Origin of the sequence: Halomonas dongshanensis (assembly GCF_024790395.1) — a bacterium.
Classification (GTDB): Bacteria; Pseudomonadota; Gammaproteobacteria; order Pseudomonadales; family Halomonadaceae; genus Vreelandella; species Vreelandella dongshanensis.
Genome location: NZ_JAJISC010000007.1, coordinates 1 through 13,225, shown reverse-complemented (window position 1 = coordinate 13,225; position 13,225 = coordinate 1). Strand labels below are relative to the sequence as shown.

Annotated in this window: 10 protein-coding genes; 5 read left to right on the top strand and 5 right to left on the bottom strand. The window is 59.8% G+C overall.

The genetic code is table 11. From position 1 onward, the window contains the following. Window positions 1-233: 233 nt before the first annotated feature. From LLY24_RS14485 to LLY24_RS14475, 3 genes are all read right to left on the bottom strand, one after another. A complete protein-coding gene (locus tag LLY24_RS14485) occupies window positions 234-1,103 on the bottom strand; it encodes an OmpA family protein (protein ID WP_259037018.1) in 870 nt (289 codons plus the stop codon). Window positions 1,104-1,438: 335 nt separating this feature from the next. Beyond that, window positions 1,439-1,906 (bottom strand): DUF2489 domain-containing protein, encoded by a 468-nt coding sequence (locus LLY24_RS14480; protein ID WP_259037017.1) that lies wholly within the window; start codon window positions 1,904-1,906, stop codon window positions 1,439-1,441. A gap of 213 nt (window positions 1,907-2,119) precedes the next feature. Continuing rightward, window positions 2,120-3,169: a COX15/CtaA family protein gene (locus tag LLY24_RS14475; RefSeq protein ID WP_259037016.1), complete on the bottom strand. Its 1,050-nt coding sequence runs from the start codon at window positions 3,167-3,169 to the stop codon at window positions 2,120-2,122. A 301-nt stretch (window positions 3,170-3,470) separates the two neighbouring features. On the opposite strand from LLY24_RS14475, the gene LLY24_RS14470 reads away from it, so the two are divergent. Then, window positions 3,471-3,692: a hypothetical protein gene (locus tag LLY24_RS14470; protein WP_259037015.1), complete on the top strand. Its 222-nt coding sequence runs from the start codon at window positions 3,471-3,473 to the stop codon at window positions 3,690-3,692. Here LLY24_RS14470 and hrpB read toward each other — a convergent pair. Together hrpB and LLY24_RS14460 are read right to left on the bottom strand one after the other, a co-directional pair. After that, complete coding sequence (gene hrpB / locus LLY24_RS14465) at window positions 3,686-6,199, bottom strand: ATP-dependent helicase HrpB (RefSeq protein WP_259037014.1); 2,514 nt, start codon at window positions 6,197-6,199, stop codon at window positions 3,686-3,688. The two genes, LLY24_RS14470 and hrpB, sit on opposite strands and share 7 nt — an antisense overlap. A 1-nt stretch (window position 6,200) precedes the next feature. Continuing rightward, window positions 6,201-6,845, bottom strand: a complete 645-nt coding sequence (locus LLY24_RS14460) for a TetR/AcrR family transcriptional regulator (RefSeq protein WP_259037013.1) — start codon at window positions 6,843-6,845, stop codon at window positions 6,201-6,203. A gap of 148 nt (window positions 6,846-6,993) precedes the next feature. On the opposite strand from LLY24_RS14460, the gene xdhA reads away from it, so the two are divergent. The 4 genes from xdhA to guaD are packed head-to-tail and all read left to right on the top strand — an operon-like array spanning window position 6,994 to window position 13,082. Beyond that, window positions 6,994-8,475 carry a xanthine dehydrogenase small subunit gene (xdhA, locus tag LLY24_RS14455; protein ID WP_259037012.1) on the top strand — a complete coding sequence of 494 codons (1,482 nt, stop codon included), beginning with the start codon at window positions 6,994-6,996 and terminating at the stop codon, window positions 8,473-8,475. Further along, window positions 8,459-10,903, top strand: coding sequence for a xanthine dehydrogenase molybdopterin binding subunit (gene xdhB / locus LLY24_RS14450; RefSeq protein ID WP_259037011.1), 2,445 nt, complete (start codon window positions 8,459-8,461; stop codon window positions 10,901-10,903). Before xdhA ends, xdhB begins: the two co-directional genes overlap by 17 nt. Continuing rightward, on the top strand, window positions 10,900-11,769 hold the full coding sequence (gene xdhC, locus LLY24_RS14445) for a xanthine dehydrogenase accessory protein XdhC (protein WP_259037010.1): 870 nt from the start codon (window positions 10,900-10,902) through the stop codon (window positions 11,767-11,769). The genes xdhB and xdhC overlap by 4 nt, the downstream gene beginning before the upstream one ends. After that, on the top strand, window positions 11,766-13,082 hold the full coding sequence (gene guaD, locus LLY24_RS14440) for a guanine deaminase (protein ID WP_259037009.1): 1,317 nt from the start codon (window positions 11,766-11,768) through the stop codon (window positions 13,080-13,082). The genes xdhC and guaD overlap by 4 nt, the downstream gene beginning before the upstream one ends. Window positions 13,083-13,225: the final 143 nt, after the last annotated feature.

Here is a 13,225-nt window from a genome sequence, read left to right as displayed (position 1 = left end):
ATCCTGCTCAAAAAGCAGCCAAAAATCCTAACAGAGTTTGTCGCGACCATGAAATAAAAAACGGAAGGCCTAAGCCTTCCGTTCGGTATGGTTCTGGCGCCGCTAGCATGAGATCACTCCCATTAAACACTAGCGGCGCTTACGTTCGGGTGCTTAACCGCCCCCTTTTCGTAGAGAATCTAGACAAAAGAACGTGTTGCTTAAGCGTTTGCCTAAGAACTTTTCCTAAGAACTTAGTTCCACTCGTCCAGTTCGACGCGACGGTTCTGAGCACGACCGGCATCGGTATCGTTGGTGGCTACCGGCCGCTCTTCGCCGTAACCGACCGCACGCATACGGTTGGACTGAACGCCACGCTGTGCCAGGTAAGCGGCAACGGATTCCGCGCGACGCTGAGACAGGTTTTGGTTGTATTCAGCAGAACCGCGTGAATCGGTGTGGCCTTCGATGCTGACACGAACGTCAGGGTTGTTGACCAGACGCTCGGCAACGCCGTTAAGAACCTGTTGCGCAGGGCCAGTCAGCTGAGCGGAGTCAAATTCGAAGTTGACGTCGCGCAGTACCAGACTTTCCGGGCAGCCCAGCGCGTTGACTTCAACGCCAGCCGGGGTGTTCGGGCACTGGTCGCGGTAATCCGGTACGCCGTCACCGTCGGAGTCCAGCGGGCAGCCTACGGCATCGACTTCAACACCAGCAGGGGTACCCGGGCACTGGTCGCGGTAGTCCGGCACGCCGTCACCGTCGGAGTCTAGCGGGCAACCTTGAGCGTCAACGGCAACGCCAGCAGGTACGTCACCGTAGGTGGGACACTGCGGCGCTACGGGCTCGGGCGTACGGTCAGCACACAGCAGGCCACCAATAGCGGCACCAGCGGCAGCACCGGTCGCAGCACCGGACTCCTCGTCGGAGCTACCGCTTACGGCGTAGCCCAGACCACCACCGATCAGACCGCCCGCCAGACCACAGACGGCAGGATGCTGGTACCAGCTGCGATCGCTGCTTGCACCTGCCTGACCGGAACTTTGAGAGGCAGAGCTGGCGCAGCCTGACAGGCCAACTACGAGCGCTGAGCCGATTAACAAGCCAGTCGTGGATTTTTTCATGCAAGACTCCTTCTTGATCCAATGCTGACACGGAACGTCGTCGATCCATGCCTATCCAATGCTTCTTATTCCGAGAGCATCCTTTTTTTGTCAGGCACCTGACCGTAGCCGGGCACCGACGTAAGCCTATCATTCACGTTTATGTGAAAGAAGGCAACAATGCCGAGTTATCAACTTCTTGCTTGTTTCGGCAGTGTTCAGCATAGCAAAGCTAGGTGAATTTGGCGTAGTTACACCGCCACTTTGCACAAAAAACGTAATCATGTCTTTCATCGCGTCGCCATGTAGCGTCAATACACTTCTGCGTAGCGCTGCGTCTTTATCGCCACATGCGTTCAATGCAGCGCGCCTGCACCGTCAAGCCGCCATTGCCGTATGGCTTCGGCAGCTTTTAGCACCTCGCTGCGCCACTGCTGTTCGACCTCCAAACGCTCACGATCTTCCTGCATGCGCTCACGCGGGGTAAGTGCCTTACGAGCAGAATGCGTTTTCAAATGCTGGGTGCGCTGGTATACCTCGGCAAAAGGACGAAACTCGGCCCGTTCGTTCAAACTGGGATCGATGATGTCCAGCAGTACCTTGCAGCGCCAGGACCCCTCAGTGATTTCGACCTGCTCTTGGATTAGCGCGCTAACCACCAAGTCCAAGTTTTCCAGGCTGTTGGTTTGCGCCCGCTGATCTTCATCCAAGCGAAACCGCTCGCGCTTTTTGACTTCGCGGCGCAGTTTCATGGCGTAAGCAGCCAGCGCCACGATGACGATCAGCGCGATAGCGAGTAGAAGAAATGCCGTTATAGCGTTCATATCAGTATCCTATTGCCCTGCGTTTAACTCGCGATTCGATCGTGATTGTACACGGTAGCGCTTTTCTAGGGTGTTGAACGACTTACATAACTACCTATGCCTACCTCTTTCACAGCCCAGCAATGCAGCTAATACGGCACTCTCTCGCGAATGATTGCGTTAGGCCAGTGGGCAGCGACAAAATATTATACAAAAGCTTTACATCAGGCAAACTCAAGACATTTGCAGTTTCAATACCTCAGCGCAACCGCGTTTGCTTTTGATATCCACACAAGCGTAGCGCCACTGCCACCAAGCCCACAGTAGCCCCATGGAGAGCGCAATGGCGCCAGCGGTATGTACCAAGGCAAGCCATAGCGGTAACCACATCAGCACATTGGCAGCGCCAATAAGGCATTGAATAGCAAAAAGTGCCACTACCAGGCGCATGGGGCCTGCCATACCCGGCGCTAATCGGGTGCGCCACCAGAGCATGATAAGTGCCACGCCCAACAGTAGGCCACCAAGTCGGTGGCCCATATGGATCGCGGTGCGGGCATCGGCGTGCAGCTGGCCATGCAGATAGTTTGGACCTACGGTTTGGGTCAAATGAAAACCTTCGCTAACGTCCATGGACGGCCACCACTCGCCGTTACACGTTGGCATGCCCTGGCAAGCAATACCGGCATAGTTACTGGATACCCAGCCGCCCAGAGCCAATTGCAGTACGAGGAGCCCAGCAGCCATGCCCCACCAGGGCGTAGGCTGGCGTCGTGGAGCGTCATGGGTCCGCCTCAGACGACGTAGCCGCAAGTGCAACCAGAGAAACAACGCCAGCACACACATGCCGCCGAGTAGGTGCAGTGTCACTACCTGCGGCCAGAGTTTGAGCGTAACGGTGTAGGCGCCGAAAGCGCCTTGAATGATGACGGCCACCAAGAGCACGAGACTCAAACGCCATGGATAAGCAGCTTGGCGCCGCTGCGACCAGCCTAGACGCACCACGAGCAGAACGACGATGCCCAGAAGCGTCGCCAGGTAGCGGTGAAACATCTCCATGGAAGCCTTGAAAGGATCGAGCGGCGCATCGGGATGATGCAAATAGGCATGTTCGCTATCGGGCACCAACAGTTTGCCGTAACACCCCGGCCAATCGGGGCAGCCAAGCCCGGCATCCACTAGCCGGGTCCATGCCCCCACTAGCATGACCACGGTGGTAAAGAGGGTTCCTGCCAGCGTAAGCCACACCAGCCAATTCAGGCGGCGTTGAGAGCCTGCGTTCATGTCGTCAGTTTCCTTACTTTGCAACACGTACTGATTCATACGGCCATCACCTATCGCTACCCCGTACGATGAAGGCTTAATGGGTGAAAGTGCGAGCATCGTCCCGAGGCTCCCCTCAAGGGTGGCATAAATACGCCATTTGACCAATCGCGAGGTTCAACGGGTACCAGCCTATACGCTCGCTTTTATCAGCTCGATGCTATCGATGTTAGAAGTCGATTTACAACGGCATAGGTGGTCACTATAGTCGCCACAGATGGCACGCTCTGGTTTAGTGCCCGTTCATTTCAGGGAGTTACCCATGGCCTTACGGCGCACCATCCAGCTCGCGATTCCTTTTACCCTCATGGGCGTTGTCTTGCTTCTTTCTGGCTGCACGACCTATACCTGGCCCGACGGCTCGCAGAAGACCGTCCTAGGCGTTGTTGCCGAGGACGACAACAAGCGCTTCGAAGAGCAGCAGGCCGAAGGCGTGCGTTATCGCGAGCCAGGCGTCATCCCACAAAACACTCCCGCTCAGTGACGCGCCATTTTGCGCTTGGTAGCAGCCGTAGCTAACGCCGTCAGCGGATCTTCGGGCCAAGGATGCTTGGGGTAGCGTCCACGCATCTCCTTTCTTACGTCGGGATAGCCGTGCTGCCAAAAATGCGCCAAATCCTGAGTGATTTGCAGCACACGTCGGGCCGGGGAGAGAAGATGCACCATGACCGTCACTTCTCCATCGAGCACTGTCGGCGTTTGGCGCCAGCCAAAAGCTTCTTGCAATTTAAGTGCGAGCACAGGGGGCTGACCGCCAAGACAGGGCGCATAGTCAAGCGTAATATCGGCTTGGCTCGGCACCGGGAGCGATGCGGGCACAAGACGTTCAAGCGCTACCTGCTGTTCCCAGGTTAGGCGTTGTCTAAACCAGTTCTCTAGGGGCGCTTTCTCAAACTGAGCAAGCCGGGTGATACCGTCGAGATAAGGCCCAAGCCAGGTTTCGAGCGAGGCAAGAAGTGGCGCTTCGGCGGGGTCGGGCCAGCCTGCCTCGCCATGGTGTTGATGCAATAACATCAACCGACCGCGCAGATTACTTAGCGCCTCATTCTGGGTAAGTAGCCAAGGACGCTGGCGTAGCGCCTCGATCAAGGCTGCGCTAATCCGCTCACGAGGCAGCGTATTCAGCGGTCGCTGCGCTACCACCAAGGCCCCTAAGCTGCGCTGTTCGCGCCCGATCAACCTGCCCTCGGCATCGTCCCATTCAACGCGAGGTTGCCAGCCCAGGTGCACGCCGTATAGACGCTCGATCATCGTTCGGCTGAGCGCCACCGCGCAGCGTATTCCACGAATCACCTCACCCGAGCTTTCAGCTACATCTTGGCGGTGGGCTTCAACGGCCACCAACCAGGCTGAGTGGGCAAGGGGGTCGCTAGGCGCAAGCCGTGCGGTCACGCCGTTGACCAAGCGAAACCGCCCTTCTTCCGTGCGCTGAGCCAACCGATCAGGATACGCCAAGGCTAGCAGCCCCGAGAGCTGCTCTTCATCGACCGCAGTAGGCAGCGCCACCTTGGCCTGGCGCGCCAGACGCGCCGCTTCGCGTCTCCATAGCGGGTAGCGCATGGGCTGCCGTAATCGCTCCTGCAAGGCAGCCAAGGAAAAGCCGCCTTCGCTCCCCTCGCTCTCCAACAACGGCGCGAGCGCGCAGGCCAACGCCATGGCCTTTAGCTCATCGGCGCGCGCCAGCATGATGGCCAGACGCGGCGAGAGCCGCCATTCACTGCTGCGTCGCCCGAGCGGCGTCAAGCCGCCGTCTGTGTCCAAGGCGCCCAGAAGCTGTAGCAGCGCCTGGCCTTTTTCCCAGGCACTGACGGGCACCGGCGTTACCCAGCGCAGAGCATTGGGTGAAGTAACGCCCCACTGGGCAAGTTCGAGAACGACACCGCTCACATCGGCCTGAAGCATTTCGGGCTCGCCAAAAGGCGCGAGGGGCTGTTCGCTGGCCCAGAGCCGAAAACACCACCCAGGCGCTGTTCGCCCCGCGCGGCCGCGGCGCTGATCGGCACTGGCGCGATTAACGCGTCGTGTAGCTAAATGCGCAAAGCCACTGCGCGTCTCGAACACCGGCACCCGCTCGCGCCCAAGATCGATGACCACGTTGACATCGGGCACGGTGAGGCTGGATTCGGCAATGGCGGTGGCCACGATAAGGCGCTTTTTATTTTTGCTGGGTTTGACTTGGCTGGGTTGGGTTTGGCTGGCTTTAACTGGGCTTGGCGTTAGCGCCACTTGCTGGTCGTCAAGCGAGAGTCCCCCGTGCAGCGGTCTAACCTCAAGCTCTGGATAGCGCGGGGTAAAGGCGTCGACGAACTGGTTAACGTCACGGATCGTCGGGGCAATTAGCAACATGCTCTGCGTCTGGGGCAGCGTTAGCGCCTCATCGAGCACGCTGGCGACTTGCATCGTTTGATCATCGCGCTCGCGCAGCGGTCGGTAGCGCGTTTCGACCGGATACTCGCGCCCAGGGCAGTCGAGTATCGGCGTCTGCTCCCCTAGCGCTGCGCGCACTGCCTGGGTATCGAGCGTGGCCGACATCACCAAAAGGCGTAGCTCCTCGCGAACGCTGCTCTGCACATCCAGCGCCAGCGCCAGCGCTAAATCGGCCGCTAAACTTCGCTCATGAAACTCATCGAAGACGATACCGGCAACACCTTCAAGAAGCGGATCGCTCTGTAGAAGACGCAGTAGCACGCCCGGCGTGACCACTTCGAGCCGTGTTTCGGCGCTAACCCGGCTCTCGCCGCGCATGCGATAGCCTATGCGCTTACCTACGACCTCTCCCAATTGCTCGGCCATGAAACTAGCGGCAAGGCGTACGGCGACCCGGCGCGGCTCGAGCAGCAAAAGACGCTGCCCTTGGCACCAAGAGCGCTCGAGTAGATAAGGCGGTACGCGGGTGGTTTTGCCCGCCCCCGGCTGGGCCACCAAAACGGCGCTTGGGTGGTCGTCGAGCGCCGCGCCCAACGTATCGAGAATGGCATCGATAGGCAGCATGCTAGGCTCCAGAGGGCGCGGACAAGCCGCAGCCTTTGAGAATGACGCCCACGAGAAAGTCGGTCGCCGCCTCAAGATCCGCGTTGGTTAGCGAATCCTGGCCTAGAACGCCGTGAATTTGGGCACTGTATTCGGTGTAGTGCTGGGTAGCCGACCAGATGAGAAAAATCAGCCAGCGCGGGTCGACATCGTCCATTTTACCCTGCGCGCTCCATTGCCGCATGATGCGTACCCGCTCTTCGACCCAAAGTCGGAGCTCACCCGAAAGGTACTCACCCAGAAAGGGGGCACCTGCCAAAATTTCAGCGGCAAAGAGTTTCGAACCCTCGGGGAAACGCTGCCCTAGCACCATTTTAGTGCGAATAAAGTCACTCAATACCTGGGCGGGATCGCTCTCCGGGGTGATATCGTCGAGCACGGCGTTCCAACGCCGCATCATCCGATCGAGCAGGCGTAAATAGAGCGCCTGTTTGGAGCGCATATAGTAGAGCACATTAGCTTTGGGCAACGACGCCTTGTCAGCAATGGCCTGGAGGCTGGCCCCGCGGTAGCCGTGCTGGGCGAAGACGGCTTCGGCGGCGGTCAGGATGCGCGCTTCGACGGCATGGCGACTATCGGTATCCGTGCGCGCAGGCGTTGACTTCATTGATCATTTCCTTGCGTTTTCATGGCGCAATTGGCCTTTTGACGCTCTATTTCAGTGCATCGATCAAAGGCTTGCAAGGCCCACCATTTTGTCTCAAGCTCAAGCAAACTGACCGATCGGTCAAGACACAATCATAATGGAGCTTGGCATGACAACGATCGACTTCGTGCTCAATGGCAGGCAACAGCACTGCGACATTGCGCCAGACACCAGCATTCTAACGCTGTTACGCGAGCAACTGGGTTTAACCGGCACCAAAGAGGGTTGCGCTTCGGGCGACTGCGGTGCCTGCACCGTGGCCCTCTCCGATAACGCTACTCAAGGCTATCGCAGTATCAACAGCTGTATCACGCCGGCCGCCAAGCTCAAGGGTAAACGCCTCGTGACCGTCGAGGGGTTGAGCGCAGCGGGTACGCTACACCCGGCTCAGCAGGCGATGGTGGAGTGCCATGCCAGCCAGTGCGGCTTTTGTACACCGGGGATCGTGATGTCGCTGTTCACTCTCTATGAGCGCGTGCGCCATGAGGCCGAGCGTGGCAACACCACACCGCCCGACCAAGAAAGCCTGGAGGCGACGCTGGGTGGCAATCTATGCCGCTGTACGGGGTATCGGCCCATTCGCGACGCCGCCCTTGCCATGTTCGATCTCGATGCACCACACGATGTTGTCCAAGATACGGTTAGCCAGGCCGACGCTGAGAGCGTAACAACAGATCCGACAGAGGCTCCCACGCCCGGCAGTGATGCCGCATTTTACCTACGCCCGCAAACGCTCGATGAACTAGTAACGCTGCGCCGCGATCATCCAAACGCCCGATTGGTCGCCGGCGCGACTGACCTTTGGCTCGAAAGTACCCAACGACTCAAGCCCCTTTCACGCCTGATCGATCTTAGCGGCGTCGATGAACTGCGTAAGATCGACGCTGCCGAGCACGCAGGCCAGCAGGGCTGGTGGATCGGCGCTGGCATCACTTTCGAGGCGTTGACGCCCTGGGCGCACGCACACTTTCCCGCCTTTGCCCATCTGCTCCATCGCCTCGGCTCCCAGCAGATTCGCCATCAGGGTACGCTCGGCGGCAATATCGCTAATGCGTCTCCCATCGGTGATACACCGCCAGTGCTCTTGGCCCTCGATGCGAAACTGCGGCTCGTCAGCACGCGAGGCAGGCGGGATCTGCCTCTAACGGACTTTTTTCTCGACTACAAACGAACGGCCCTGGCCGACGACGAGGTCATTGCCGCGATCTTCGTGCCTCAGCGTCCGCCCGAGGTTCAGCTCAAGGTATGGAAGCTCTCCAAGCGGCGCGAAGACGATATATCCGCTCTGCTCGGCGCCTTTTACTACCGCGTAGAGCAGGGCACGCTGCAGGACGTGCGCGTCGCCTTCGGCGGCATGGCCGCGACACCTGCACGGGCGCTCAGCGTCGAGCAGGCGCTTGAAGGTCAGCCCATCGATGCAGCGACCTTTGCCCAGGCCCGCGCGCAGCTTGAGAAGAGTTTCCAGCCAATGAGCGACGCACGCGGCAGCAGCGATTATCGCCAGCAGGCCGCCGCCAATCTGCTCGAGCGCTTGTTCCTCGTACTCACTTCAGAAGATGAGGAGGTCATGCTGCATGCGTACGCTCGTTAAGCTAGATCGTGAAAGCGCCCGCGCCCGTCATGAACTCGACGGCAAGATCAAGGGCGACGCCCCCCTGGCGCGCCAAACCGTCGAACCCCAGGACCAGAAAGAGGGGCAGAAACAGGAACATCGACAGGCGGGCAGCGCTTGCGCTCACGAAAGCGCGGTCAATCACGTCAGCGGCAAGGCGCGCTATATCGATGATCTCCCCTCGCCCGCCAATGCGCTGCATATCGCTCTAGGGCTTTCCCCCATCGCCCATGGCACGCTGACGGCGCTCGATCTCGACGCCGTACGCCGCGCCGAGGGCGTGGTCGACGTCATCGCCTTTGCTGACATTCCCGGGCATAGCGATATCGGCCCCGTCTTTCCCGGTGACCCACTGTTCGTCGAGCGCGAGATTGGCTATGCCGGACAGTGCCTGTTTGCCGTCGCCGCACAAAGCCTTACGCTGGCACGCCGCGCGGTAGCGCTTGCGACGATCAGGTTCGACGAACAGACGCCAAGCCTCGATCCTATTGAGGCGGCTGCCAAGGCGGATTTCGTGCGCCCTCCCCACGAACAGTGCTCAGGAAACTGGCAAGCACGCCTGGATGAGGCGGTTCACTGCATAGAGGGCGAGCTCGACGTCGGCGGGCAAGAGCATTTCTACCTGGAAGGCCAAGCCTGTGTGGTCCACCCTACCGAAGACGATGGCGTCGTCGTTCATACCTCCAACCAACACCCCAGCGAAACCCAGAAGCTCGTTGCCGAAGTACTTGGCATTCCGCTGCACGCCGTAGTAGTCGAGGTACGACGCATGGGCGGTGGATTTGGCGGCAAAGAGACGCAGGCCTCACCCTGGGCCTGTATAGCCGCGATTATCGCGCGCCGGACCGGTCGTACTGCACGGCTGCGCCTACCCCGCCGCGACGACATGCACCTGACAGGCAAGCGTCACCCCTTTCACAACCACTACCGCCTCGCCACCGATGAGCAAGGCGTGATTCAAGGCGGCGACATCACTCTGATCGGCAACTGCGGCTACTCCCCCGATCTCTCCGATGCCATCGTCGATCGCGCCATGTTTCATGCCGACAACGCCTATTCGCTTGGCGAGGCGCGCGTCGTAGGCTATCGAGCACGCACCCACACCGCCTCCAACACCGCCTTTCGCGGCTTTGGCGGGCCCCAGGGGATGATGGTGATCGAAGCTGCCATGGATGACATCGCTCGACGTCTGGGCGAAGACCCGTTGACCATCCGTAAGCGCAATTTCTACCGCGAGGGTCGGGAGACGACGCACTATGGCCAAACGGTCGATCAACGCGGGCTGTTGCATGCACTGATCGCGCAGTTAGAACGAAGCAGCGATTACTGGCAGCGGCGCGAAGCCATCACCCAGTTCAACGCAGATAGCCGAATCATCAAGCGCGGCTTGGCGCTCACGCCGGTCAAGTTCGGTATCTCGTTCACCGCTCAGCACCTCAATCAAGCCGGCGCCCTACTTCACGTCTACACCGATGGCAGCGTGCTGATCAACCACGGCGGTACCGAGATGGGTCAGGGGCTGCACACCAAGGTGTGTCAGACGGTAGCGTTGGAACTTGGGCTCGATCTCGATGAGGTACGCATTAGCGCCACGCGCACCGACAAGGTGCCCAACACCTCGCCCACCGCTGCCTCCAGCGGCACCGATCTCAATGGTATGGCCGCACGCGACGCTGCCATACGCCTGCGCGAGCGGCTGTTCGATTTCGCCGCCGCGCACTACCCGGACTTCGAGCGCGCCGATATGCGTTTAGAGCGTGGCGAGCTCATCGTCGGCACCGGCGAGAGCGAGCGACGCATAGGCTGGGGAGAGCTGATTCAGACAGCCTACCTCAACCGCGTTTCGCTGTCGGAAAAAGGCTTTTACGCCACACCGCTAATTCATTACGACCGCACGACGGGCCAGGGGCGGCCTTTCTACTACTACGCCTTTGGCGCCGCCGTGGCGGAGGTCAGCGTCGACACCCTGAGCGGCGAGTACCGCGTCGAGCGCGTGGATATCCTGCACGACGTGGGTAACTCGATCAATCCGGCGATCGACATCGGCCAGGTGGAGGGCGGCTTCGTGCAAGGCATGGGCTGGCTGACCAGCGAAGAGCTGTCGTGGAACGATAAAGGCGTGCTGCTTTCCGATGGACCCGCGACCTATAAGATACCCGCCTTTGGCGATCTCCCGCCGGTGTTCAACGTTGCGCTGATGGAGGGGCATCCCAATTCGATGGCGAGCCTTTATCGCTCCAAAGCCGTAGGCGAGCCGCCGTTCATGCTGGGCATTAGCGTCTGGTCGGCGCTGCGCGATGCACTGGCGAGCTTGGTGGATTATCGCCAGGCGCCGCGCCTGGATACGCCAGCAACGCCCGAACGCGTCCTGCTCGCCGCCCAGCGCCTGCGGACGTCTGCGTTTTGAACGCTCTCGCTGAGTCGTGGCACGCCGCTTTGCACCGGCTGCAGCGCGAAGGCGTGCCGCATGTGCTCGCCAGCGTGCTTACCAGCCAAGGTTCGACGCCACGCGAGCCCGGTGCACGCATGGTGATTACCGCCAAGGATTGCTTCGATACGCTTGGGGGCGGCACCTTCGAATGGCAGGTGATCGAGCTCGCTCGGTGTAGTCTTGCCGAGCGTCGCTTTGGCCTGCGCCTGGAGGCGTTCTCGCTCGGGGCACGCAGCGGCCAGTGCTGTGGCGGGGGAATCAATGTTCTGCTCGAAGCCTTTCCCGGCGCGGAAACGGAGATTGCGCTATTTGGCGCTGGGCATGTTGCGCATGCCTTCGTCGCGCTCGCTACCCCGCTCTCCTGGCGCATCCGGTGGTACGACAGCCGCCCTCACGCCTTTACCGATACTGACGGCGCCGATAGATTGACGTGCCATCTTTTGAACGACGTTAATGATGCCGTATCCCAGCTCGCCCCAGGCGTGCATGCACTGATCATGACCCACTGTCACGATGAGGACTACGCGCTGTGCAAAGCGCTGCTTCAGCGCGACGATCTGGCCTCGATCGGGCTGATTGGCTCTGCAAGTAAACGTGCGAGCTTCAAAGCGCGGCTGCATCGCGAGGCACCTAGCCTTGAATTCGAAGCGCGCATTCGCTGCCCCATCGGCCATATCGCCGGGCAAAAACTCGAAGACAAACGCCCTTATGCCATCGCCCTTACGGCGGTCGCCGAGCTACTCCAACGCGTTACCACGCCCAGGACACGCGAAACCCGCGGCCTGGAAAGCGAGGCGCTACGCGCCATTTTTACCTCTATCAATACACACGAGCCTTTATGACCGCTCCCACCGACACACTCATTCGCGCCGAACTCTTAAGCTTCAACGCTAATCCTGGCGAGGCGAATACGCCCAGCGCAGATAGCCTTGACCACTATGCCGATGGCCTTTTGTGGCTACGCGATGGGCACATTCATCGCGTTGGCCACTACTCAGAGCTTGCACCCAGCGCTCCCGCCTCGGCCACCCTGTACGATCATCGCGGCAAGCTGATCATGCCAGGCTTCATCGACTCTCACGTGCACTACGTCCAGCTCGACATTATGGCTTCATACGGCCGACAGCTGCTCGATTGGCTCAATGAGTACACCTTTCCCGAAGAGTGTCGCTTTGCCGACCTCGAGGTCGCTTCCCGTCATGCCGAGGACTTTCTCGACCAAATGCTGGGCCACGGCACTACGACGGCGCAGGTATTTGGATCGAGCCACCGCACTTCCATGGAGGCACTTTTCACAGCAGCGCTGAAGCGCGATGTGCGTTTACTGGGCGGCAAGGTATTGATGGATCGCAATGCTCCCGAGGCACTACTCGATGGCGACAACGGCATCAAAGATACCGAGCGTCTCATCGCCGATTGGCATGGCAAAAAGCGCTTGGGCTATAGCCTGACCCCACGCTTTGCGCCTACCTCGACGAAGGCCCAGCTGGATGCCACCGGGGCACTGCGTCGCAACGATCCAACCCTCTGGCTACAGACGCACCTGGCCGAGAACCTCAACGAAATGAAATGGGTAGAGGAGTTATTTCCCACTGAAAAGGATTATCTCAGCGTTTATGAAACCTCGGGGCTGCTCGGGCCACGTAGCACCTTCGCCCACGGCGTACACCTAACGCCCAGCATGCGCTCACGCCTTGCCGCTCAGGGCAGTAGCATCGCCTTTTGCCCAAGCTCCAACCTCTTTTTAGGCAGTGGGCTTTTCGATCGCCACGCCGCTGACGCGGCAGGCCTTGCCTATACCTACGCCAGCGACATTGGCGCGGGCACCGATCTCGATGGCTTTTCCACTCTCAAAGCGGCCTATCAGGTCGGCCAACTCGCGGGGCAACCCTTGACCGCCTGGCAAGGGTTTTACGGGCTAACCCTGGGCAACGCCAAAACGCTATCGCTTGATCACTGTATTGGTCGGCTTGCCCCAGGTTTCGAGGCCGATTTCGTGGTAATCGATACCACGGCGAGCCCACTGCTTGCCAGACGCAGTCAGCGCTGCCAAACGCTTGCCGAGCGCCTTTTTGCGTTGATGATGCTCGGCGATGACCGCGCCATTCAAGAGACCTGGATTGCCGGGGTTTGTCAGCATCGCAAGGCCTATTGATTATTCTCGCCTCTTTTATTCTGCCCACAGCAAAAACCCCGAGCACAGAGTACTCGGGGTTTTCTAATAAGTGCCTGACGATGACCTACTCTCGCATGGGGAGGCCCCACACTACCATCGGCGCTGAGCGGTTTCACTACTGA